The following is a 23,524-nucleotide window of genomic DNA, read 5'->3' on the forward strand; positions in this document are numbered from 1 at the left end:
CATGAGTAGGTACAGTAGTAAAAAACTGCTTGTAAGAAGCACCCAACTGTGAATATAAATCTATTTAATAATGTTAGTAATTAATTTCTATATAACGCAATCATCTTTAAAGATAAAAGCATTTACAGACGCTTTTTCTCGGAGTAGAGGCTTTCTCTGCTCAGAAGATTTTCGGTTTTGAATGTATTCATAAAATATATTTTTTAATAAAAAATTTAGTTTTTTTGCATATGAACTCAACTATATTAAAAATAATTCTCATTTAACCTAAAAATTTGTGTACTAAATTGACAATATCCTAGTCTTGCCTTCATGAATTATCAAGCATGGTTTCTAGGTACAGATTTATATCTTTTGGAAAATGAGAGTAAAAATTAAAACTACTTAATAAAAATTCAAAAAGAAAGAAAAATGAAACCAGTTACCGCTTTAAGGAATACCTTATACGGGCAAAGGAATTTGGAATTACGATACTTATTGCTATTAATTCTTAATGGCATTTAGATTGAGTGCCACCTTCAGCTTAGTGTTGCCAGTGAAACATCTCACCATTGATTTGTTTGTGAACAAGAAGAAATGCCATGAATGTGAAACTATCGGCGCTGAAACCCGGTAAAACAGCCACCATCGCCTCAATGGATGCGGACGAACCTGGGTTGTTGAGACGACTAGAAGCAATGGGCTTCAAAATCGGGCAGCAGGTAAAGGTACTTCGCAAAGCGTGGCTGAATGGCCCCCTGCACGTGCGAGTGGGATTAACTACAGAAGTGGCTATGCGGCGGCATGAAGCTGATGGAATTATTGTCAACGTACAGGACTGAGGGATGTTGGATTTTTGACATTAGATGAAGGGGTGTTGAATGGCACATTGTCATGGTTCCAGTTCAGGAGTCGTCCCGCAGCTATCTAAACCTGGAGTGAAGCGGGTTGCTGTTATGGGAATGCCAAATGTCGGTAAATCCACGTTGTTTAATCGGATTACAGGGGCGGGAGCCTTTGTAGGCAATTGGCCTGGTGTGACGGTTGACTTGCTAGAGGCAGACGTCGAACTGGAAGGACTGAAGGTGGAGTTCGTGGATCTGCCAGGGATCTACGACTTGGAGGGCTACTCTGAAGATGAGCGAGTCGTGCAAAGCTTTTTTGAAACCTATCCCGTGGATTTGGTGCTAGTAATTCTCAATGCCGCTCAGATCGATCGCCAGATTCGTCTACCCTTGCAAGTCAAAGCCTTAGGAATGCCAGCTGTGGTAATTCTCAACATGGCAGATGAAGCTAAACATTTTGGCATCAAAATAGATGAGCAAAAACTAGCAGAGAAGTTAGAAATGCCCGTGGTACTGGTGAGCGCCAAGTATGGTAGCGGTTATGCGATCGCCATCCACAAAATCACCCAGGAATTGGCACAAGAACGAGTTCCCATAGCCCCCACAGAATTGAAGCGCCAGATTGAAGCACACCCCTCGATATCAGAATCGCAAATCCGGGAAATCCTAGAGGACACGGTGGAAATGCCCTCGCGCTTGTTCAAGACGCTGACGGAACGCTTAGATGCAGTGTTGCTGCACCCGGTGCTAGGGCTACCGTTGTTTTTCCTGTCCATTTACTTGATGTTTGAGTTTGTTTGGCTGGTGGGATTGCCATTGCAGGACGTTGCCGATACGATAACGGGATGGTTGCAGGAGACAGCCATTGCTCCCTTGACAGTCAATTTATCAGAGTTTTGGCGGGGCTTTCTGGTAGATGGAATTTATGGTGGATTAGCGACAGTAGCATCGTTTATTCCCTTAGTAATCACATTTTTCTTCATGATGGCGATCGTGGAAGATAGCGGTTACTTCTCCAGAGCAGCATACATGATGGATTCCTTGATGTATCGCTTTGGCATGGATGGCCGCAGTTTTGTGTTGCTGATTATGGGGTTTGGGTGTAACATCCCGGCAATCATGGGAACGCGAGTGATGCGATCGCGGGCATTACGCTTGCTAACAATTCTGATTGTTCCCTTTGCCCTCTGTTCGGCGCGGTTAACAGTGTTTGTGTTTATCATCGATGCCCTCTTCGATCGCACTTGGGGGCCATTAGTGCTGTTCTCGCTTTACCTGTTCAGTTTCCTGGTGGCACTGCTAACTGGATTACTAATGAAAGGTCATTTTCAAAACCGGGAGCCATTTGTGATTGAACTGCCTCCCTATCGCTTTCCCACACTCCAGCAAATCTTTCTGCGAGGATGGGGTGAATTGAAGCACTTTCTACAACGGGCGACAGGATTTATTACGGCAGGGGTAGCTGGTGTTTGGCTGTTGAGCAATTTACCTCAAGGTACAGCAAACCCAATTGGGATGCTAGTTACCATCCCGCTTTTGGTGGGCATGGTTACGGGTTGGGATGCGGTAAAAGCATTCTTGCAGCGAGCAGGTGGATTAATAGCGATCGGTGTGTTAGGCGTCTGGTTGCTAACCCATTTACCCGGCAGCGAGAATGTGAGCTATGCCACTCGCATTGGAGAGTTTTTCGCCCCTGTCTTAAATCCAGCTGGCATACCCAAGGAGTTAACTATTGCTTTAATTTTCGGGTTCATTGCCAAAGAAATTTTAGTAGGTTCTCTAGCAACCATCTACAATCTCACCGATCCTAATGCTGTCCAGGCAACCCTTGCCCAGACAATTTCACCAATTCAAGCCTACAGTTTTATGCTCTTTTGTCTGCTTTACACTCCTTGTTTGGCAACAGTCGCTACTATCCGTAGCGAGTCTAAGAGTATCCGATTTACCCTTTTATCAGTTACCTATGGGCTAATGTGGGCGTGGGTTGTGAGTACGCTGTTTTATCAAGGGGCGAGGTTGTTAGGGTTGAGTTAGCAAAGAAAGTTTCATGACAACTACAGGAGGTATTTGAGTGAATAATAGCGATCGCTCTGTGAGCAGAGCATGGCAAGGATTTACTTTTATCTGCAATACTCCTAAAACTACACTCAATGAGAATCTCAATGGCAGTGATAAAACCCAATCTGACAGTCCTGTGTTTCCTCTATCTCAGGCAAAGCAGGGTGAAGTTGTCTGTATTGTAACTTTTAATCACCTAGATAATATTGACTATCTGTCGAGTATAGGATTAATCCCTGGAATAGAAATTCAGATCAAAAGCTGCATGAAAAGTGGCTCTGTTGTAGTTGCTTGGCAAGACAAATGTCTGGGGTTAGGGGCAGATATTGCTGCTCGTGTAATGGTGAAAAAAGATATTTAGAAGCTTGGTTCAGTAATTTATAGCAGTGTCAGAAATATTAACCCAAGATAACTATGCTCATGCTTTGAGCGTGCTTGCAGGCCGCGATCGCGATTTAGCAGGCATCCTCAATACTTTTGGTATACCTCCACTGTGGATGCGGGAAGCAGGTTTTGCCACGCTCATCCAAATTATCTTAGAACAACAAGTGTCTCTCGCCTCAGCGAAAGCAGTCTTTACGCGTTTGCAAGCCACGATATCACCAATCACTCCCGAACATTTTTTCCAACTTGATGAAGTTGAATTAAAACGAATCGGCTTTAGTCGCCAAAAAGCTCTTTACGGACGCTTGCTAGCAGAGTCAATTCTTACTGGACAGCTTGATTTGACTACTCTCAGCACGATGGATGATGAAGATGTCCGCGCTGTCTTGAAAAAAATCAAAGGTATCGGAGACTGGACTGTAGACATATATTTATTGATGGCATTGCGGCGGCCCGATGCTTTACCCAAGGGAGATTTAGGGTTAATACTGGCAATACAGAAGGTAAAAAAATTAGAACAGCGACCTACACCAAAGGAAATAGAAGATATTGCCGAAAACTGGCGACCTTGGAGAGCAGTAGCGACGCGGTTGTTATGGCACTATTACCTTAGCCGCAAAGTTTGACCGCAAGATTCAGATAGATTCTACTATCCGCTTTGCCTATGATTTGAGCATGAGCGAGTAAGGGTTTTGGCAATTCTCATGAATGAAACAGAGTTTTGGCAAGCAGTATTAGACAGAGACACTAGCTTTGACGGTGTATTTGTGTATGCAGTCCGTTCAACTGGCATTTATTGCCGCCCATCCTGTCCTGCACGCAAACCCCAACGAGAGCAAGTAGTTTTCTTTCTATCGTCGCTTGCAGCCCAAGAGAAAGGTTTCCGTCCCTGTCGTCGCTGTTATCCGCAAAACCCAACTGCGCCTGATTCGCAAACAGAAATGGTTCAGCGTGTATGTGCCATTATCGAAGCCAACCCTACAGAATCAATCACTCTCGCAACCCTCAGCACCCAAGTGAATATCAGCCCCTTCCACTTGCAGCGAACATTTAAGCGGATTATGGGGATTACGCCAAAGCAGTATATACAAACACGTCGTATGCAGGAACTAAAAACAGAACTCAAAAGTCAAAACCGTGTTATTGATGCCATCTACAATGCAGGTTACGGTTCGAGCAGTAGTCTATATGAGTGCGCTACGACACAACTAGGCATGACGCCCCGTACGTATCAGCGTGGCGGAGATGGTATGGTAATCAACTATGCGATCGCCAACTGCAACCTCGGACTTTTGCTTGTTGCTGGCACTGAACGTGGGATTTGCATGGTTAGTCTTGGTGACTCCGATACTCTGCTAGAAAAAGCATTGCAGCAAGAGTACCCCACAGCAAAGATTAATCGTTGTGAACTTCATCAAGAATCGAGTCATGACAACTTGAGCAAATGGGCGATCGCACTCCTACAATACCTCAGCGGTGAACAGCCGAGTTCCCATCTATCCACATTACCAATTGATGTGCAAGCAACAGCCTTTCAAGCGAAAGTTTGGCAAGCCTTGCGTCAAATTCCTGCTGGCAGCACCCAGACATACAGCGGAGTAGCTGAATCTATTGGTCAGCCAAGTGCAGTGAGGGCTGTGGCGCGTGCGTGTGCAACAAACCCAGTGTCGTTAGTTATCCCTTGTCATCGTGTCGTGCGTTCAGATGGCAGCCTTGGAGGTTATCGCTGGGGTATAGAACGCAAACAATTTTTGCTTGCAAAAGAAGCACAAAAAGATTAGTTGATTGGGAAAATTTAAGGTGTGGAAATTCTTGAATTAGTCCTAACCGTTAACGAATAAATGATGATTAAAATTCATTTGTTTCTTTGCATTACATAATACAAATCAGTCGTAAAACTAAATTAAACAGAACGTTCGTAGTAAGAGCTTTAGCTCTTAAAAATCTTACACGGAGCGAGCAATCGTACCCTCCGGGAAGCCGCCCACAAGGGGCGTCTACACTACAAACAAGGCTCTCATTTTATATTTAGTTCTTAATGAGTGTTTAAGTACTCATTACAAATTTATATTTTTTATTAGTTATCACATATACAAAATTAGTGTTTATGTTTTAAAACCTTGAAATATATAACTTCATCAATTTATTTGTAAATAAACTAGCATTTCTAATTCTGTCTATATAGTAATTATTGTCAAAGAGGGAGGAATTCAAGACTAGAAAATTTTTAGAGGAGCAAATACTTATGCCCATTGAGAATCGCAGTCAGAATTTATTTGATGATAAAGGGCTAAATATCACTCCTGCTTCCTCAGTAGATAGTTTGAATTATCAAGATAATCGCAATTTTAATTTCAGTAGTCATAGTAGTTTTCAAACAACTGAAAATGCTTTAGAACTAGATGTTAATGAACTAGGACGCAAGAGCCGTAAATCAACAAAAGCCAAATCCTCAAAAGCTGCAAAAGCAGATTTAGTAATACAAAATGCTTCGGCTCCTAGTGTCGCAACAGCAGGCAGTACTATCCAAATTTCCTATCAAGTAAAGAACAAAGGTAAAAATAATGCTGGGTTTAACTACACAAATTTTTATCTTTCTAAAGATAAAAGTATCAGTAACGATGACTCATTTTTAGGCTGGAACTGGATTGGCAGTATTGAAGCTGGTAATTCTGTCTCTCAATCTCAAAATGTCACTTTAGATAGCAACATTGCTCCTGGAAACTACTTTTTACTGTATAGAGCTGATGCTCTAGATAATGTGCTCGAAACTAATAACAGCAATAATGTCGTTGCTCGTGAGATTAACATTACTGGCACGGGTGGTAAAGGGTATAATTCAACCTCTGGCTATGGTTTGATAGACGCCTCTGCTGCGGTGGCTAAAGCGATTGGTCAAAATACCTTTGCTGATGTTCCCGATCTGGGCGGTAATAATTGGGGAGCTGATTTGGTGAAAGCGCCAGAAGCTTGGGCGAAGGGGTACACTGGTAAGGGCACTGTTGTCGCTGTTTTGGATTGCGGAGTGGACTACAATCACCCAGACTTAAGTGCTAATATCTGGACGAATAGCAAAGAAATCGCTGGCAATGGTCAAGATGACGATGGCAATGGCTTTATTGATGATGTCTACGGCTGGAATTTTGATGCTAACAACAACAATACTTTAGATGTAGCCGGTCATGGTACTCATGTTGCTGGTACTATTGCTGGGGCAAACAATAACTTTGGTGTTACAGGTATTGCCTACGATACCAAGATTATGCCCGTCAAAGTTCTGGATGATAATGGCTATGGTTCCTATAATGCGATCGCCAATGGCATTTACTACGCTGTCAATAATGGTGCTGATGTAATTAACCTCAGTCTCGGTGGCGATTATCCTAACAGTACTCTCCAAAAAGCGATTGAATATGCCAGCAGCAAAGGTGCTATTGTTGTCATGGCAGCAGGCAATGATGGTGGGGAAGCACCACTTTATCCTGCCCAATATGCAGAAAACTGGGGAATTGCTGTTGGGGCTGTCGATCAAAATAAAAACATGGCTAGCTTTTCCAATCGCGCCGGAACCAATTCACTTACCTATGTCACAGCCCCTGGAGTCGATGTTTACTCTACAATTCCAGGTAATAAGTATGCATTCTACAACGGCACATCAATGGCAACTCCTCATGTTGCAGGTGTAGTTGCATTGATGCTCAGCGCTAATCCTAACCTGACTGATGCTCAAGTACGTCAGATTATTGCTGAGACAGCAGGTAATAGTATGCAAGCTACAGCTAAAAGTGGGAATGCCACTTCCATAACTGATAATAATACTGCTAGCTTGAGTTCTCAAGCCAATATTACCAAACAAAGCAACATTGCCAGTTTTGATGCGATCGCCAGCCTTACTAATTTGAATATCAATACTAACTCCACATCACCCAGCCAGACAACTAGCTTTAGCTACAACAACACCGACACATCTGAGAATAATTTTCTTAATCCCAATCTGTGGTCACAATTTTTGAACTATTACGATAGTGCGATCGCCACTGATAGCCAGACTATGGAAGCCGCAAGTATGCTGAACAAACGCAGAATATTGCTGGAACAATATAGTGAATGGTTGGTTAATCCCAGCACATAGGTTATCTAAAAGAAATTTTCATACTTAATTGCTTCATATGAACTTCAAAGTGACTGAGATCAAGTGTCTCAGTCGCTTTTGCTTGGCATAAATACTTTTGTCGCTACAACTCCTGCTGAAGCAAGAATTCTAAATTCTGGTATAAAAAATAGCTATTTATTTTTTACCATCAAAATAGAAAATTCCCTAGATCAAACCATTTTCTTTAAAAAGAAAGCTTCTGAGTTCACTTTTTCTTCACTTGTAAATTACGTAGGCATACCCTAGTCATATAGAAACATTAAGCACCAGTATTAAAGTTGTGCATTCGTGATTTTAGTTCTAAGAAGTTTAACCCAAAACAACTTCAAGGGCGTTTTTTTGCAACTTTGAACTGACGTACGACACAGGGGAAGGGTATTTATGCGAGCGGATAATGCAGGTAACACATTCAATACATCTAGAAGTCTAAATATTACTTCTAATACTCAAACATTTAAAGACTGGGTTGGTTCATCCGATCTCAATGATTTCTACCGCTTTAGCCTCAGCAGTCGTAGCAGTTTCAATCTCACCCTGAATGGTTTATCTGCTGATGCAAATGTTCAATTGCTTAACAGTAGTGGAAAAGCGATCGCCACTTCCACTCCCACTGGCACAGGTGCAGAATCTCTCAGCACTACCCTGGATGCAGGCAATTACTATATTCAGGTTTATTCATCAAGTGGTAGCACTAACTATAATTTGAGCTTGTCTGCTACTCCTAATATATACAAATACAATTTCACGTACTATTACAACGGCAGCAACACTAATAGTGACTACTACACAGGCTACGTTTTTGCCAAAGCTGAAACCTATACCACAGGTACTTACTTCGACTTTACCAGCAAGAATAATGAAACAGGTGCTAACGGCAAATATTACATCAGTGACTACAGCGTGGCTGGTAGTACCTCAGATTTAGGCAAGGTGTTTGTAGATAAATACTACGATGTAGACACCAGTCGTAGCAGTCATACTCCTTATAACTACAGCTTAGGTAAAGCATCTGGTACGAAGTATCTCGGTAGTGAGGTTGACTATGTTGACGTAGTTAACAACAAAAGTTACGACTTTGGCAAAGATGCTTGGGAGCTAGACTATCAGCAGTCATCAATTCAGTCAGCAATTCAAAAATACAACTTCACGTACTATTACAACGGCAGCAACACTAATAGCGACTACTACACAGGCTACGTTTTTGCCAAAGCTGGAACCTATACCACAGGTGCTTACTTCGACTTTACCAGCAAGAATAACGAGACAGGTGCTAACGGCAAATATTACATCAGTGGCTCCAGCGTGGCTGGTAGTACCTCAGATTTAGGCAAGGTGTTTGTGGATAAATACTACGATGTAGACACTAGCCGTAGCAGCCATACTCCTTACAACTTTAGCTTAGGTAAAGCATCTGGTACGAAGTATCTTGGTAGTGAGGTTGACTATGTTGACGTAGTTAACAACAAAAGTTATGACTTTGGCAAAGATGCTTGGGAACTAGATTATGTCCCGCAAAACGTTACTAAGTATAACTCCACCACTGGCTATGGTTTGATCAATGCCGCAGCAGCAGTAGCAAAAGCCCTTGGTCAGAGTACCTTTGCTGATGTTCCTAACTTAGGGGGCAATAATTGGGGAGCTGATATGGTGAAAGCCCCGGAAGTTTGGGCAAAGGGTTACACGGGTCAGGGTGCGATCGTTGCAGTAGTAGATACAGGGGTGGACTATAATCACCCAGACTTAAGCACCAATATCTGGACGAATAGCAAAGAAATTGCTGGCAACGGCAAAGATGATGATGGTAATGGTTACATAGATGATGTCTATGGCTGGAACTTTGATGGTAACAACAACAACTCCTTCGACGATAACGGTCACGGTACTCACGTAGCTGGTACTATTGCTGGGGTCAAAAATAGCTTTGGTGTTACAGGTATTGCTTATAATGCCAAGATTATGTCTGTAAAAGTTATGGATAGTAGTGGCCAGGGTTACTACAGTGCGATCGCCAATGGTGTTCGTTACGCAGTTAATAATGGTGCGCGTGTCATTAACCTTAGCCTCGGTGGTTCTTCTAGCGACAGCTATCTCCAATCAGCCGTTCAATATGCCGCTAGCAAAGGAGCGATCGTTGTTATGGCAGCAGGCAATAATGGTGGCTCAGTACCAGATTATCCCGCCCGTTATGCAGAAAACTGGGGACTGGCTGTTGGGGCAGTTGATAAGTATAATAACTTGGCTAGCTTCTCGAACCGTGCCGGAACAAATCCACTTGCTTATGTCACAGCCCCTGGAGTCAACATTTACTCCACAATTCCAGGTAATAAGTACGCATCTTATAGCGGCACATCGATGGCAACTCCTCATGTTGCTGGTGTAGTTGCATTGATGCTCAGCGCTAACCCTAATCTGACTGATTCTCAAGTACGTCAGATTATCACGCAGATATCTGGAACTACAACACAATCTAAAGTTGCCACTACCACCTATACAGCTAATGGCGATGCTGCTACTTTTAGAATTAGCGCTAGTAGCTTTAGCAGCAACAATATTGCAACCAGTAGCGATACTGTCATCTCTAGCACCAGCAGTAATTCTGTAGATAAAAATAATTTGTTTGAGAATTTACATACGTGGACGGACTTTGGGAACGACTACAAACACAGTGTGGTAGATACAAGTTACATAAGTATAAGTAGCGAAGAATATACCGAGGCAGAAAACATAGTTAAGAATGGCAAAAAACCACTGGAAACAGTGTATGAAATAGTCGGGTAACACTCATCTGAAGTTTCCTTTTGATAAAAAAGTTTAGTGTATACATAGATGGGCTTTTGGCGATTTTGACTCAGCATTTACTGGGTACAATTCAGGCTAACACCCAGTAAATCAAAAGCTCTTTAGTAGTCAACAATATTAAGTAGAGACGTTGCATTGCAACGTCTCTACAAATTTTATCGGTGGAGAAATTATCCGATCGCCAAGTGTATTGGGTTATAGAGATGCGATTGTTCGCGTCTCTACAATAAATTGAAAATTTACGATATTTCTGGTGGCAAAACATTCTGAAGCTTTTTAAATTATTACAATAGTTGTTGTATGTAGCATTCTTGCTCATCAGCAATGTTAAAGCGGCTTCTAATTATATTGACCTGTGCCATTGTCAGCGTTGCTGCTGTCACATTTTTCTTGTGGCGACAGGTCACTCAACTACCCTCTTGGTATACAAATTCATCAACAAATTCATTAGCGATCGCACCATCGACAACTGCAAACCCACTTCCCCAAGTTGACCACACCCAAATTCAGCAAACTCGCCAGCAAGTTTTGAATAAAATTTCCAAAAATCTCAACTCAAAAACTCAGGGTGAAGTGCAACTCAATGCTGAAGAAATCAACGCGCTGATTATTTCGGAAGTTACTAGAAATACTGATAAAAATCAGTTAGCTAAAGCTGTTAAAGCTACAAATGCTCAAATTCAAGATGGTAAAATCTCCGCAGGTGCAATGATTGATTTCAAGGCAATTCCTCAAAACGAATTGCCCTCCCAAGAACAAGCAGTACTTGCTCAATTTTTCTCGAAATTACCACCCACTTTCAAATACCAACCCTTCTACATTGGTATTGAGGGTAAACCTGCTGTCCGTAATCGCCAATTTAGCTTTGATGACTCCACTCAGGTTAAGTTTGGTAGTCTCAGCTTCCCTCTTGCTGAACTATCCCGACGTTTGGGGATTCCCACAGAACAGCTGAACCAACAAATTTCCCAAGAACTAAATAACTTACCAATCAAGATAGAAGACGTGGAAATTGTTGGCGATCGCGTCGTAGTTCGTAGTTCTGCAACTGCACAGTAATCAAAAATTAAATCTAGGCTGGGCATCGCTCTACAATTATTAAGTAGTTGGACAAAATTAAATTCATTCGTCGAGAGAGGGAACTCTTAACTCTTAACGCTTAACAGGAAAACAATGTGTGTAATTAATTCTGTCTAAGTACTTAATATTGTTAATAAAACTTTACGCAAATGCGGCAAGACCGAATTCACGTCATGACAGTTGCTGTTTCCCTAGAAAACGTTTACAAGGTTTACAATAAAGTTCCCGTAGTCAATGGTCTTTCTTTTGACATTGCGGCGGGAGAAATGTTTGGTTTGCTTGGCCCCAATGGTGCGGGTAAATCTACTACAATTCGGATGCTCACCACGCTTACTAAACCTACCGAAGGGCGAATTGAGGTATGCGGGTATGATGTGGTACGTCAACCCTTAATGGCAAAGCAATGCATAGGTGTAGTGTTGCAGCAAATCAGCGTTGATGGTGATTTAACCGTATGGGAAAATATGGAGCTACACGGTAGATTACATCACATTGCTAACCCGCAACGACAGCGCCTGATTAATCAATGGCTAGATTATGTAGAACTTGCTCCAAAACGTAATGACTTAGTAAAAACCTTGTCTGGGGGTATGAAGCGGCGGTTACAAATTGCGAGGGCTTTGCTGCATCAACCGCAAATTCTATTTTTGGATGAACCAACTGTGGGGCTAGATCCCCAAACAAGGCGGCGTCTTTGGGAGATTATTAAGGATTTGAATAAGCAAGGTATGACGATGCTGCTGACAACCCATTACATGGAAGAGGTTGAATATTTGTGCGATCGCATCGGCATTATGGATAGTGGTAAGTTGATATCTTTGGGAACTTTACAAGAATTGCGCTCTACTCACGGTGAAGGTTTAGTGATGAAGCAAGTTGGAGATCGTTGGGAATATCTCTTTTTCCCAACCTTAGGTGAAGCGAACATTTACTTAGACAAACTGCAAGATAAAACTGGAATTATGGTACGCCCCTCTAACCTAGAAGATATTTTTGTGGAACTTACTGGACGCCAGCTAGATTAATCTTATCCTCCTAAATCACGCAGAGTAGCTTCTACTCTGGTAACGCTGTCATACTTACCTTGCTGTTCGTATAAGTCACGGGCTTTTTTAAAAACAGCGATCGCTTCTTTAGATTTACCCTGTTTTTTTAACATCGTCCCGCGCAATTCATAAACTTGGGGATTTTTCGCGTCAAGTTTTACAGCTTCCTCGTATGCCCACTGAGCATTAGTATATTCTCCCAACCGCGTCAGAATAGTAGCTAATCCTATATAGGCATTGACATTACCACGGTTGATTTGTATTGATTTGCGATAAGCTTCTTTTGCTGCGTTATTATCACCTAAATTGCCGCTGATATAACCCAAAGCATATTGATAATCACTATTATTTGGATTAAGACTAACAGCACGGCGGTAAGCAGTTAATGCTGCGGGGTAATTTCCTTGTAATGCGTGTAAATAACCAATTCCGGAATAAATTGAGGCATTTTTGGGCTCTAAGTTTGCTGCTTGTTGATAGACTGCGATCGCACCATTATAATCGCCAGTGTCCACCAATCTACGTCCTTGTTCCAACAGTTCTTTCACTTCTGGAGTGCTTTGGCGTTGTGCTACTGATATCTGAGCCTGAGCTACTGAAGGCATTGTTGTAGCAATGCTTCCTAATAGGAGAACACTAAATAAGAATGAAGTTTCTTTGTACACAGCAAACTACCCGAAAGTGTATGCAAATTTTATAGAAATTACATGATTTCTTGTCCATTAAAACAAAAATATTCTGTTTTGCAAACTCTAGTTGCTTATTTTTACCAAATATTCATAACACACTGAATCTTTTCTCTAGTGCCATACACTAATCTACATCGTCTATTTTGATACTAGTAAAAATTACAAGTAATAAATTATTAAACAAAGCAATACTTTCATTGTTGGTTATAACTAACACGAAATCCCAAATTTCAACTTAAAATTACAACTATTGAGCCATGACGATACAAACTGGTAGAGCAGACAATAGACTTCACTTGAATATGGGGAATTGAGCATAGAGCATTGAGAATAGGGAATTTGTATCTAATCCCCACAGGTAGGACTCCAGCTTTCCCATCCTTGAGCTTAAATTCGTGCTTATTTTGACCAACTTCTTGAAAAAGACAGAAGTCAGGACGAAAACTATTATTATTCTCTATGTCTTAGGTAAGCAGGCGAGAATGAATATTACTATGTTAAGAAACATAAAATTGCCTGTAAGGGCAAAGCATTTGTATGTATGTCTTGACATCAAAACAGAATGTACTAGTACAAATGCTTTGCCCCTACCCAATCACAAAGGACAAATGACCAATGACGACCCTTAGTAGTTAACTTTATTTGTGCCGATCTACTTATTCTCTTTTTCATCTGTCCTGGTGTACGCAATTCATGACAACTAGATTATCCATTGCGTTAATGTTGACAATTGATATAAATCGATAGTTATCTTTGTGAGGCAAATCTATGATTTTAACTACTACTGATGTGATTCAAGGAGCCATTATAGAATCTTACTTAGGAATTGTGACAGCAGAAGTTGTCTACGGCAGCAACTTTCTGCGAGATTTTATGGCTAGCTTGCGGGACTTTTTCGGCGGACGCACTGCTAGCTACGAACGTTTGTTTGAAGAAGGTCAACGAAAAGCACTAGCAGAATTAGAACAACGGGCATTACGTTTGGGTGCAGACGCTGTAATTGGCATTGAATTTGATACAGGTACAATCAATGTTGATCAGTCAGGAGTTCTGATGCTAATCACCGCCACAGGAACTGCTGTGAAAATGGCTGTAAAAATGCGCTAGCCTGGGAATTTTTACTAGATCAATCATAAACACACTAAAATTTGCAGTGAGCGCTCAAGCGCTCACTACACGCTTACCTATTTTTTATGTTTCAAAATTATTTTTACAAATGATTTACTTTAGATAAAACCTTAATTTTTTTAAAAAAAACATAAGAAAAATTACATTCTTCAAACAAGACAAGACTGTATTAAATTACTTTATATCAGCCTATTTTTTATTACTAAAGATAGAGCCAGTAACTCTTTCTCATGATAGATATTAAAAGCAATAAATAGCAATTTAATTTATAAGATAAGCAAAAAATAACTGAAAAACCTTACAGAAGTACTAAGGAGATAAATAGCTTATGTCCTATGTAAATCGTACAAGTGGTGAAGTTATTACTGAACCTGCGGCAACAACCCGAGTAGTTGATTACCACGATCGCGTTCGCTGGGGACCTATAATTGCCGGTGTGTTAGTTGCCCTAGCAACTCAATTAATCTTGAGCGCCTTGTTCAGTGCTATCGGAGCAGGTACTATTGAAGCTTCAGGTAGACCCAGAACAATTACACCAGATGTTGCTACAAATGTGGGTATTTGGTCAACCGTTGCTTTGTTGATTTCCTTATTTACTGGTGGTTGGGTGACAACTCGCGCCTGTGGCCCGATGAACCGCAATACAGCACTTCTCAACGGTGCTATTCTCTGGGCAACAACTTTGGCATTAAGCTCTTGGCTATTAGCAAGTGGGGTAACAGGTGCTTTTGGTGTTGCAGCTTCTAATGCCGGAGCAGTAATAAATCAGATTCAGCAGCCTGGTGGTGGGGCTGTACCGCAAACTCTACCCACTCTCACTGCTGAACAAGCTCGTCAGGTCGCAGCTAATTTACGGCAGGCATTGTGGTGGTTTGTATTTGGTTCTTTGTTAGGTTTAGTTGCAGCGATGATTGGAGCAGTTGTTGGCGCTCGCAGTCCGCGTAATGTAGAAAATTACAGAGCGTAATTAATACAATTACATACGATCGGGAATATAATTTGTTATTGCTTATATTTGCACCTGACAATAGGTGCTTTTCTACTATTTGGTTAGTGGTTAGTGGTTGTAGAGACGTGCCATGGCACGTCTGTACATTGGTTAGTGGTTAGTAGTTGGTAGTTTAATACCACTATCTACTATCCACTATCCAATATCCACTTACCACTTTAAGTATGCAGCTTCTATTCCCTGTTCTCGCTTAATCTTACTATCTTTTTCAAACCAAGCAATCACTTGCTTTGTGGTTAAATCTTCAACTGCAACATTGTATTCATCAGCAATGTGCTTCAAAAGTTTTAGTGATGAAATAGTCAATCTTGTTAAAAATTTCTCTGGAGAAGAAAGTAAAGCAGCATCGACTTGTGCTGACTCTTCCAAGGTTAGAAACTGTTCTGATGGATGTTGTGGTGGTAAATCCATAAACTGTATATAAAACTAATTAATTCAAAAACAGTAATTAGTTTCGTAAAACAAATTACCAATTACCCATTATCTCTGACATACACTGAAGATGAAAGACTAATTTACTCTTATATTCTTTGTTTTCTCGCTTGCACTAAATAACCACAACGATGTTCGCCGTTAATAATCCAGTGGGTACGTTCTACTGTACAATCTGGTAGAACAGCGGCAAACATTTCTAATTCATGACCGCAAATAGTGGGGAAAGACTCTGCAAGGTTGGAAATAGCGCAGTTATGCTCCATTAAAATAAAGCGATCGCCACTTTCTGACTCAGTTGAGTCTAGGGGGTAGTACTCCGCCATATAGCCTTCTGCTTTTCTCAGTTCTACTAAGGTAGCTACCCTTTCTGGTAAAGAACCTTCACCCAAGCGTTCTCGATATTCTTGTGCTTTACGCTCCCACTGTTTTCTTAAAATCGTACTTACTTGGTCATGTCCTACCGTTTTTGCAACGGTGTCGAGTAACGAAACGGCAAACTCTCCATAGCTATCAGCCGCTTCTCGACGGAGGCGATCGCGTCCCTTACTACTTAATTTATAGACGTGCTGCGGACGCCCCATTCCCGCCTGCACCGACGAATAGACAATCAGATCCTCCGTCTCCAAGTCTTTGAGATGACGACGAATCGCTTGGGGGCTAATATCTAATGCTGCGGCCAAATCAACAGCCGTAGCTTGAAAGTGTTTGAGGAGATATTCTAGGATATCTTGCTTAGTTGAGGACTGGTGGGTAGTCGCCATCGTCGTCCTAAAAATTCATGATTAAATTTCACTTTGACAACAATATTGTTGTTAATCTAGCGTAAAATGAAGATGTGTTAAACAACATGGCTGTTGTTTTAGTAGTTATCCTTATTGTAACAGTCGTGTGACCATTCGGTAACACGAAATGGGAATTGGTTGTAAAAAGCCCGTCTCCCATCCTTAAAGAGATTAAATTTGCGAACACAAGAGAAAACTAACGATGAGTGCCACTGTCAAAACCTTAGTTAATCAGCCCTACAAGTACGGCTTCGTTACCAAAATTGAGGCAGACACAATTCCCCGTGGACTAAACGAGGATGTCATCCGCACCATCTCTGCCAAGAAAAACGAGCCGGAATTTATGTTGGAATTCCGTCTTAGAGCCTATCGCCAGTGGCAAAAAATGACAGAACCAACTTGGCCTAGCGTCAAGTATCCGCCAATTGATTATCAAAATATTATTTACTACTCAGCGCCCAAGCAACAAGCCAAGAAAAAAAGCTTGGAAGAAGTCGATCCTACCCTTCTAGAAACTTTTGAGAAGCTAGGCATTCCTCTGTCAGAACAAAAGCGACTGGCGAACGTCGCCGTGGATGCGATTTTCGATAGTGTTTCCGTCGCCACTACCTTCAAAGAAAAACTGGCGAAAGAAGGGGTTATCTTCTGCTCTATTTCTGAAGCAATACAAGAATACCCAGAATTAGTCAAAAAGTACCTGGGTAGCGTTGTTCCCACAGCAGACAACTACTTTGCCGCCCTCAATTCTGCTGTATTCAGCGATGGTTCCTTCGTCTACATTCCCAAAGGCGTCAAATGCCCAATGGAACTGTCTACCTACTTCCGCATCAACAGCGGCGATACAGGGCAATTCGAGCGGACATTAATTATCGCCGATGAAGACAGCTACGTTTCTTACCTGGAAGGCTGCACTGCACCAATGTATGACAGCAACCAGCTACATGCTGCGGTTGTGGAACTTGTTGCCCTCGACAACGCCGAGATTAAATACTCCACCGTGCAAAACTGGTACGCTGGGGATGAAAGCGGCAAAGGTGGTATTTACAACTTTGTCACTAAGCGCGGTTTATGTCAGGGTGTAAATTCCAAGATTTCTTGGACTCAGGTAGAAACTGGTTCTGCTATCACTTGGAAGTATCCCAGCTGCGTGCTGGTAGGTGATAACTCCGTCGGTGAATTTTACTCGGTGGCGCTGACAAATAACATGCAGCAAGCCGATACCGGCACCAAGATGATTCACATTGGTAAAAACACCCGCAGTACGATTATTTCTAAGGGTATCTCTGCTGGTAAATCTAGTAACAGCTACCGGGGTTTGGTGAAAATCAACCCGAAGGCAAAAGGAGCGCGGAACTATTCCCAGTGCGACTCGATGCTGATTGGGGATAACGCCCATGCCAATACTTTCCCCTACATCCAAGTGCAAAATAATACAGCTAAAGTAGAGCATGAAGCTTCTACTTCCAAGATTGGGGAAGACCAATTATTTTACTTTGCACAGCGGGGCATTTCCTCAGAAGATGCAGTCAAGATGATGATTAGCGGCTTCTGTAAGGATGTGTTTAATAATTTGCCGATGGAATTCGCTGTCGAAGCTGATAAGCTGTTGAGTCTGAAGTTGGAAGGTAGTGTTGGGTAACTTGGTGTCTTGGTGCCTTGGTGGTTAAAAATACTATTGAACCACTAAGACACTAAGACACAAAGAAAGAATTTATAAAGAGAGAGAACATGATTATTGAAAATAGTGAAGTGGTGCTGTCAGTGCGTGACTTGACAGCTGAAGTTGATGGGACACCAATTCTCACGGGTGTGAATCTGGAGGTGCGTTTGGGAGAAATCCACGCCATCATGGGGCCAAATGGTTCTGGTAAGAGTACTTTTTCCAAGGTGTTGGCTGGACATCCGGCGTATGAGGTGACTGGCGGTGAAGTGATTTTCCAGGGGCAAAACCTGCTGGAAATGGAACCGGAAGAACGCGCGAGGACTGGAATATTTTTGGCGTTTCAGTACCCGTTAGAGATTCCGGGTGTCAGCAATTTGGATTTCTTGCGCGTGGCTTACAATTCTCGTCGGAAGGCGCAAGGTTTAGAAGAATTGGATGCATTTGATTTTGACGATCTCATCGACGAAAAGCTGGAAGTCGTGAAAATGGACTCTACTTTTCTCAATCGGAGTGTGAATGAGGGTTTTTCTGGTGGCGAGAAAAAGCGGAATGAAATTCTGCAAATGGCGCTATTAGAACCGAAGCTGGCTATTTTGGATGAAACAGATTCAGGTTTGGATATTGATGCCTTGAAGATTGTGGCGAATGGGGTAAACCAGTTAGCTAGCCCAGAGAATGCTACGATCATGATTACCCATTACCAGCGGTTACTTAATTACATTGTGCCGGACTATGTTCACGTCATGGCAAAAGGACGGATTATTAAGTCTGGCGGTAAGGAGTTGGCACTGGAGTTAGAATCCCGTGGCTATGACTGGTTGTTAGAAGAGTTGGTGGGTGTGTAATGTCTATTCAAGTTTCTCCCAGTCCAATTCCTAACTCGAATGCAACCACTCTGACTTCAACTCTACTCGATAGAGATGCTTATCTGACTGAGTTGTTAAATCAAGTAACTGCATCAAAATCAGAGGGTTGGTTGCAACAGTTGCGCGATCGCGCTGGCAATTGGGTACGTCATTCTGTTTTGCCTACCACCCGCGATGAAGAATGGCGCTTTACCGATTTATCGCCTTTACGGCAGGTGAAATTTAATAATGTAGAGACGCGAAATTTCGCGTCTCTACAACCCCATTTTTTACCGGAAGCTGCTAACTCTCGCTTGGTATTTGTGAACGGTGTTTATGCACCTGAGTTATCAGCCGTTTCTGGATTACCAGATGGAGTAGTAGTTAGCAATTTAGCACAGACGTTACATGTAACTTCTCTACAATCCCGCGTGCAGCAGTATTTAGCACAAGCAGAAGGGGCACTGGAAGTTTTTACCGCCCTCAACACTGCTGGCATAACTGATGTGGCTGTGGTTTGGGTTCCTAAGAACGTGGTAGTAGAAACACCAATTCATTTGGTATTCGTTGCTGCTGGTGAGGAACCGATAATTTGTCAGCCGCGTTGTTTGGTAGTCGCAGAAAGCGGTTCTCAGGTGAGTTTGGTGGAAGAGTATGTGGCAGGCAATATGCCTTCACAACAACAGGTTTATTTCACCAATGTAGTGACGGAAATTTGGATAGAAGATAATGCTCAGGTGAATCACACTCGGGTGGAGTGGGATGGTACTGAAGCTTTTCACGTTGGTAAAACTGCCGTTACGCAAGCACGTTACAGTCGCTATACCTGTAATGCCGTTACTTTGGGTGGGAAGATTTCACGCCACAATTTAGAGATTTTGCAAACTGGTGAGCAAACAGAGACTACTCTGAATGGGTTGACAATGATTGGTGGAAACCAGTTAGCAGATACTCATAGTGCGATCGCACTTAATCATCCTTATGGTATGAGTCAGCAATTGCATAAGACGATAGTAGGCGATCGCGCTCATGCGGTATTCAACGGTAAAATTTTTGTTCCCAAACCAGCGCAGTTGACAGACGCAGCGCAATTGAATCGCAATTTGCTACTATCATCTAAAGCCAGAGTTGATACCAAACCCCAACTAGAAATTACCGCAGATAATGTTAAATGCGCTCACGGTGCTACCGTCAGTCAGTTAGAAGATGATGAAATCTTCTACCTGCAAAGCCGGGGTATCGATCAAGAAAGTGCGCGTAACTTATTAATTAACGCCTTTGCTGCCGAAATCATCAACCACATACCACTTTCCTCCCTGCGTGAAAAACTCACACAAACAGTCAACAGTTATCAGTCAATCACCAATGACTAATAACTAATAACTAATGACTAATGACTAAAATGACTTTTACCCAAGAAAGAACCCTTGCCAATAAAGTCCGTCTTGACTTCCCGATATTACATCAGGAAGTCAATGGCAAACCCTTAGTTTACTTTGACAACGCTGCGACATCTCAAAAACCTCTGCTCGTACTTAATACCCTACGGGATTACTACGAACAGTACAATTCTAATGTCCATCGCGGCGTACACACCCTCAGTGCCAAAGCTACCGATGCTTACGAAGCAGCGCGAGACAAAGTTGCTGCGTTCATAAATGCTGCATCGCGTCAGGAAATTGTTTTCACCCGCAATGCAACTGAAGCGATTAATTTGGTTGCTTACAGCTGGGGAATGAACAATTTGCAGCCAGGAGACGAAATTATCTTGTCGGTGATGGAACACCACAGTAATATCGTTCCTTGGCAGTTTGTCGCCGCAAAAACGGGTGCGGTGTTGAAGTATGTAGAATTGACACCAGAAGAAACTTTTGATTTGGAACAGTTCCAAAAACTGCTTTCCGAGAAAACAAAATTGGTCTCAGTGGTGCATGTTTCTAACACTTTGGGTTGCATTAACCCAGTGGCAGAAATTTGCACTCTAGCACACACATACGGGGCAAAAGTATTAATTGATGCTTGCCAGAGTGTACCCCACATGCCCGTTGACGTACAGCAAATTGACTGTGATTGGTTAGTAGCTTCCGGTCATAAAATGTGCGCCCCAACAGGGATTGGCTTGTTGTACGGCAAGTTGGAATTACTGCAAGCCATGCCACCGTTTTTGGGTGGTGGAGAAATGATCGCTGAGGTATTTTTAGACTATTCCACCTACGCAGATTTACCGCATAAATTTGAAGCTGGTACACCTGCGATTGGAGAAGCGATCGCCCTTGGTGCAGCAGTTGACTACCTCACCGGAATAGGCATGGATAAAATCCACGCCTACGAAGCAGAATTAACTGCTTACCTATTCGAGCAATTAGAAAAAATTCCCCAAATTAGAATTTACGGGCCGAAACCGGATGCAAAAGGTGAAGGTAGAGCTGCGCTTGCTGCATTTACTGCCACAGAAGTCCATGCTAACGACTTATCGACATTATTAGATCAAGAAGGCGTTGCCATCCGTTCTGGACACCACTGCACACAACCATTACACCGCTACTTAGGTGCTGCTGCAACTGCACGGGCAAGTTTATCTTTCTACAACACCCGTGAGGAAATTGATGTTTTCATCAAAGCATTGAAGGAAACCATCGACTTTTTTAGCAGTATTTTCGGTGAAATGTAGGGTGAGTAAATATATGCCTATAGATGGCTACACAAACTAAGCTTGCCTATGCCTATATAGGCTACACATAAAGTCCGCATTTGCGGGCTTTGTTTCTACGGTTGGAATTTTCAATCTCAAAGATTTGGGTAAAAATAGAATTAAGCTGCTTTAGAAATTATCCAACTTAAAAGATGGTTGCCACGTCAACACCTGCCGAGCAAAGAACGGTACTACATAACGTTAGTTGGGAAACCTTTGAAGCCTTGCTGAAAGATACAGGTGAGGAGAGAGGTTCTCGCTTTGCTTATGAAGATGGCACTTTAGAAATAATGACTCCACTTTTTGAACATGAAAATCCCAAAATTCAGTTTGATCGTTTTATCTTAGTTTTAGCTGAAGAATTAGGGATTGAAATTAAAAGTGGTGGTTCTACAACATTGAAAAGACGCATTGCAAAAAGAGGGATAGAACCTGATAATTGTTTCTATATACAAAATGAGCTAACAGTTAGAGGTAGGGAAACAATAAATTTAGAAACTGACCCTCCACCTGACCTAGCAATTGAAATTGATATTACAAATAGTTCAGTTAATAAATTTAGAATTTATTCAGCGCTAGGTGTCTCAGAACTGTGGCGATATGATGGAGAAGTTCTAAAATTTTATCAGCTGGTAGAGGGGCAATATATAGAGCGTGAATTTAGTGTTGCCTTTCCCATAGTTTCGGTAAGTGATATTCATAGATTTATTGAGCAGAGTAAAACTATGGGGGAGATTGCCTTGCTGAAGTCTTTTCGTACTTGGGTGAGGGAAACGATAGGATAGTACCGCTGTGCGGAAGTCAAAAGTCACGCATTCAAAAGTCAAAAGTCAAAAAGCTTATTATCTAGGCTTTTCGTTGATTTAGAATGGTAGCTTTATTTCCGCCGTGCTGTAATAGTTAACTCTTTATTATTATCAGTTTGCCCCCAGAAAACCCCTGCCGATCACCTCAGCAAGCAGGGGAGTTCACACAATCAACTTAGAAAGTAGCTAAGTTCAAACTTTCAACTCTTCCAGAAACGGCATAAACACCGATACCAATTCCGGACGACTGACAACCAAGGTAGGGAAAGAGCGATCGCTATAATCAACCCCTGCTAATAAAGGAAACGGTTCTGATTTCAGCGATATCCAACTTCCTCCAGCTGCTTGGACTATCACCCAAGCAGCGGCTATGTCCCAAACTTTTGGTGTCGCCTCAATCCCACCCAAAACCGCCCCTGTCGCCACGGTGAGGAAGTTGTAGCTAGCAACACCTAACATCCTGATTTTGCAGGGAAAGTTTTTTTGCATCACTGAGGTACTGCGCGAACAGAGGTTAAAGAAGTGATGATTGCTGGGAACTTCGCTACTGGTATGAATGGGATGAAAATTGCGAAAAGCGCCAGTGGGGACTGCTAAGCCTGACGAACCTTTCCAGAAGCCGTGAAAAGCTTCTGCCAACGGTGGCACGTAAACGTAACCAAATACAGGTGTGCCTTGATACAATAAACCCAGTGAAATCGACCAAATAGGGATGCCGCGTGTAAAGTTGGTAGTACCATCCAAGGGGTCAATTACCCAGCACCATTCCGTACCAGGAAAAACCTTATCACCTTCTTCAGTCAAAATACCATAACCAGGAAAAGTAGAAGCGATCGCATCTTGCAGTTGTTGATCCGCCCATTTATCGGCACGCGTTACCAAACTGCCATCAGCTTTATGCAAAGCCTGTACCTGCCCAAAATCTTGCATTAACTGCTTGCCCACCCTGGCGGTAGTAGTTTGGGCAAATTCCAACACAGTAGTCCAAAATTCAGTCATTTTAAAAATGGTAGTAGTTAGTGGTTGTTTGTTGTTTGGAATAACCTACCCTGCGGGTACTCTACGAGAAGCCGCCCTGCGGGCGTCTACGTCAGTTGCTCATGGGGGGAACCCCCAAGACCGCACTGACTC

20 protein-coding genes and 1 pseudogene are annotated in these 23,524 nt (G+C 42.3%); 17 read left to right on the plus strand and 4 right to left on the minus strand.

The genetic code is table 11. The features are described from left to right. Window positions 1-581: 581 nt before the first annotated feature. The 10 genes and pseudogenes from FIS9605_RS0103665 (at window position 582) to FIS9605_RS0103705 (ending at window position 12,323) form a co-directional block, all read left to right on the plus strand. Entirely contained in the window at window positions 582-821 is a 240-nt protein-coding gene (locus FIS9605_RS0103665) for a FeoA family protein (RefSeq protein WP_026731372.1), read from the plus strand. A 39-nt stretch (window positions 822-860) separates the two neighbouring features. Further along, window positions 861-2,858, plus strand: coding sequence for a ferrous iron transporter B (gene feoB, locus FIS9605_RS0103670; protein WP_026731373.1), 1,998 nt, complete (start codon window positions 861-863; stop codon window positions 2,856-2,858). Between the two features lie 37 nt (window positions 2,859-2,895). Further along, window positions 2,896-3,243 carry a FeoA family protein gene (locus FIS9605_RS39710; protein WP_026731374.1) on the plus strand — a complete coding sequence of 116 codons (348 nt, stop codon included), beginning with the start codon at window positions 2,896-2,898 and terminating at the stop codon, window positions 3,241-3,243. Window positions 3,244-3,262: 19 nt separating this feature from the next. Next, window positions 3,263-3,892: a DNA-3-methyladenine glycosylase family protein gene (locus FIS9605_RS0103680; RefSeq protein ID WP_026731375.1), complete on the plus strand. Its 630-nt coding sequence runs from the start codon at window positions 3,263-3,265 to the stop codon at window positions 3,890-3,892. A gap of 78 nt (window positions 3,893-3,970) precedes the next feature. Then, window positions 3,971-5,047 carry a bifunctional DNA-binding transcriptional regulator/O6-methylguanine-DNA methyltransferase Ada gene (ada, locus tag FIS9605_RS0103685; protein WP_026731376.1) on the plus strand — a complete coding sequence of 359 codons (1,077 nt, stop codon included), beginning with the start codon at window positions 3,971-3,973 and terminating at the stop codon, window positions 5,045-5,047. Between the two features lie 464 nt (window positions 5,048-5,511). Next, the gene (locus FIS9605_RS36175) at window positions 5,512-7,398 is read left to right on the plus strand and encodes a S8 family serine peptidase (RefSeq protein ID WP_051469925.1); all 1,887 of its coding nucleotides are present in this window, start codon (window positions 5,512-5,514) and stop codon (window positions 7,396-7,398) included. Between the two features lie 402 nt (window positions 7,399-7,800). After that, window positions 7,801-8,085: pseudogene (locus tag FIS9605_RS44960) on the plus strand (pre-peptidase C-terminal domain-containing protein); the annotation flags it as partial. A gap of 636 nt (window positions 8,086-8,721) precedes the next feature. Continuing rightward, window positions 8,722-10,197: a S8 family peptidase gene (locus FIS9605_RS44965; protein ID WP_231510348.1), complete on the plus strand. Its 1,476-nt coding sequence runs from the start codon at window positions 8,722-8,724 to the stop codon at window positions 10,195-10,197. Window positions 10,198-10,542: 345 nt separating this feature from the next. Then, window positions 10,543-11,277: a hypothetical protein gene (locus FIS9605_RS0103700; RefSeq protein WP_026731377.1), complete on the plus strand. Its 735-nt coding sequence runs from the start codon at window positions 10,543-10,545 to the stop codon at window positions 11,275-11,277. A 194-nt stretch (window positions 11,278-11,471) separates the two neighbouring features. After that, on the plus strand, window positions 11,472-12,323 hold the full coding sequence (locus tag FIS9605_RS0103705; RefSeq protein ID WP_026731378.1) for an ABC transporter ATP-binding protein: 852 nt from the start codon (window positions 11,472-11,474) through the stop codon (window positions 12,321-12,323). 2 nt (window positions 12,324-12,325) lie between these two features. Here FIS9605_RS0103705 and FIS9605_RS0103710 read toward each other — a convergent pair whose 3' ends face one another. Next, entirely contained in the window at window positions 12,326-12,949 is a 624-nt protein-coding gene (locus FIS9605_RS0103710) for a tetratricopeptide repeat protein (protein ID WP_026731379.1), read from the minus strand. A gap of 852 nt (window positions 12,950-13,801) precedes the next feature. Between FIS9605_RS0103710 and FIS9605_RS0103720 the strand changes: the two genes are divergently transcribed. Continuing rightward, on the plus strand, window positions 13,802-14,140 hold the full coding sequence (locus FIS9605_RS0103720; protein WP_026731381.1) for a YbjQ family protein: 339 nt from the start codon (window positions 13,802-13,804) through the stop codon (window positions 14,138-14,140). A 349-nt stretch (window positions 14,141-14,489) separates the two neighbouring features. Beyond that, entirely contained in the window at window positions 14,490-15,128 is a 639-nt protein-coding gene (locus tag FIS9605_RS0103725) for a hypothetical protein (RefSeq protein WP_026731382.1), read from the plus strand. A 192-nt stretch (window positions 15,129-15,320) separates the two neighbouring features. On the opposite strand, the gene FIS9605_RS0103730 is transcribed toward FIS9605_RS0103725, so the two are convergent. Continuing rightward, entirely contained in the window at window positions 15,321-15,581 is a 261-nt protein-coding gene (locus FIS9605_RS0103730; protein WP_026731383.1) for a hypothetical protein, read from the minus strand. Window positions 15,582-15,691: 110 nt separating this feature from the next. Further along, window positions 15,692-16,366 (minus strand): iron-sulfur cluster biosynthesis transcriptional regulator SufR, encoded by a 675-nt coding sequence (gene sufR, locus FIS9605_RS0103735; protein WP_026731384.1) that lies wholly within the window; start codon window positions 16,364-16,366, stop codon window positions 15,692-15,694. A gap of 223 nt (window positions 16,367-16,589) precedes the next feature. Between sufR and sufB the strand changes: the two genes are divergently transcribed. The 5 genes from sufB to FIS9605_RS0103760 all read left to right on the plus strand — a co-directional run bounded on the left by sufB (window position 16,590) and on the right by FIS9605_RS0103760 (window position 22,372). After that, window positions 16,590-18,026: a Fe-S cluster assembly protein SufB gene (gene sufB, locus FIS9605_RS0103740; protein ID WP_026731385.1), complete on the plus strand. Its 1,437-nt coding sequence runs from the start codon at window positions 16,590-16,592 to the stop codon at window positions 18,024-18,026. Window positions 18,027-18,115: 89 nt separating this feature from the next. Then, window positions 18,116-18,895: a Fe-S cluster assembly ATPase SufC gene (gene sufC, locus FIS9605_RS0103745; RefSeq protein ID WP_026731386.1), complete on the plus strand. Its 780-nt coding sequence runs from the start codon at window positions 18,116-18,118 to the stop codon at window positions 18,893-18,895. Continuing rightward, complete coding sequence (gene sufD / locus FIS9605_RS0103750; RefSeq protein ID WP_026731387.1) at window positions 18,895-20,268, plus strand: Fe-S cluster assembly protein SufD; 1,374 nt, start codon at window positions 18,895-18,897, stop codon at window positions 20,266-20,268. Before sufC ends, sufD begins: the two co-directional genes overlap by 1 nt. Before the next feature lie 29 nt (window positions 20,269-20,297). Next, window positions 20,298-21,566: a cysteine desulfurase gene (locus tag FIS9605_RS0103755; protein WP_026731388.1), complete on the plus strand. Its 1,269-nt coding sequence runs from the start codon at window positions 20,298-20,300 to the stop codon at window positions 21,564-21,566. Window positions 21,567-21,739: 173 nt separating this feature from the next. Continuing rightward, the gene (locus FIS9605_RS0103760) at window positions 21,740-22,372 is read left to right on the plus strand and encodes a Uma2 family endonuclease (protein WP_026731389.1); all 633 of its coding nucleotides are present in this window, start codon (window positions 21,740-21,742) and stop codon (window positions 22,370-22,372) included. A 213-nt stretch (window positions 22,373-22,585) separates the two neighbouring features. On the opposite strand, the gene FIS9605_RS0103765 is transcribed toward FIS9605_RS0103760, so the two are convergent. Beyond that, entirely contained in the window at window positions 22,586-23,392 is an 807-nt protein-coding gene (locus FIS9605_RS0103765) for an inositol monophosphatase family protein (protein WP_026731390.1), read from the minus strand. Between the last annotated feature and the right edge of the window lie 132 nt (window positions 23,393-23,524).

The sequence above is a fragment of the Fischerella sp. PCC 9605 genome, assembly GCF_000517105.1.
GTDB lineage: Bacteria > Cyanobacteriota > Cyanobacteriia > Cyanobacteriales > Nostocaceae > PCC9605.

Excerpts from the sequence above, each read along its gene's own strand:
- FIS9605_RS0103665 (WP_026731372.1), top strand. The coding sequence starts at position 582 with ATGAATGTGAAACTATCGGCGCTGAAACCCGGTAAAACAGCCACCATC.
- feoB (WP_026731373.1), top strand. The coding sequence starts at position 861 with ATGGCACATTGTCATGGTTCCAGTTCAGGAGTCGTCCCGCAGCTATCT.
- ada (WP_026731376.1), top strand. The coding sequence starts at position 3,971 with ATGAATGAAACAGAGTTTTGGCAAGCAGTATTAGACAGAGACACTAGC.
- FIS9605_RS36175 (WP_051469925.1), top strand. The coding sequence starts at position 5,512 with ATGCCCATTGAGAATCGCAGTCAGAATTTATTTGATGATAAAGGGCTA.
- FIS9605_RS0103700 (WP_026731377.1), top strand. The coding sequence starts at position 10,543 with ATGTTAAAGCGGCTTCTAATTATATTGACCTGTGCCATTGTCAGCGTT.
- FIS9605_RS0103705 (WP_026731378.1), top strand. The coding sequence starts at position 11,472 with ATGACAGTTGCTGTTTCCCTAGAAAACGTTTACAAGGTTTACAATAAA.
- FIS9605_RS0103710 (WP_026731379.1), bottom strand. The coding sequence starts at position 12,949 with ATGCCTTCAGTAGCTCAGGCTCAGATATCAGTAGCACAACGCCAAAGC.
- FIS9605_RS0103720 (WP_026731381.1), top strand. The coding sequence starts at position 13,802 with ATGATTTTAACTACTACTGATGTGATTCAAGGAGCCATTATAGAATCT.
- FIS9605_RS0103725 (WP_026731382.1), top strand. The coding sequence starts at position 14,490 with ATGTCCTATGTAAATCGTACAAGTGGTGAAGTTATTACTGAACCTGCG.
- FIS9605_RS0103730 (WP_026731383.1), bottom strand. The coding sequence starts at position 15,581 with ATGGATTTACCACCACAACATCCATCAGAACAGTTTCTAACCTTGGAA.
- sufR (WP_026731384.1), bottom strand. The coding sequence starts at position 16,366 with ATGGCGACTACCCACCAGTCCTCAACTAAGCAAGATATCCTAGAATAT.
- sufB (WP_026731385.1), top strand. The coding sequence starts at position 16,590 with ATGAGTGCCACTGTCAAAACCTTAGTTAATCAGCCCTACAAGTACGGC.
- sufC (WP_026731386.1), top strand. The coding sequence starts at position 18,116 with ATGATTATTGAAAATAGTGAAGTGGTGCTGTCAGTGCGTGACTTGACA.
- sufD (WP_026731387.1), top strand. The coding sequence starts at position 18,895 with ATGTCTATTCAAGTTTCTCCCAGTCCAATTCCTAACTCGAATGCAACC.
- FIS9605_RS0103755 (WP_026731388.1), top strand. The coding sequence starts at position 20,298 with ATGACTTTTACCCAAGAAAGAACCCTTGCCAATAAAGTCCGTCTTGAC.
- FIS9605_RS0103760 (WP_026731389.1), top strand. The coding sequence starts at position 21,740 with ATGGTTGCCACGTCAACACCTGCCGAGCAAAGAACGGTACTACATAAC.
- FIS9605_RS0103765 (WP_026731390.1), bottom strand. The coding sequence starts at position 23,392 with ATGACTGAATTTTGGACTACTGTGTTGGAATTTGCCCAAACTACTACC.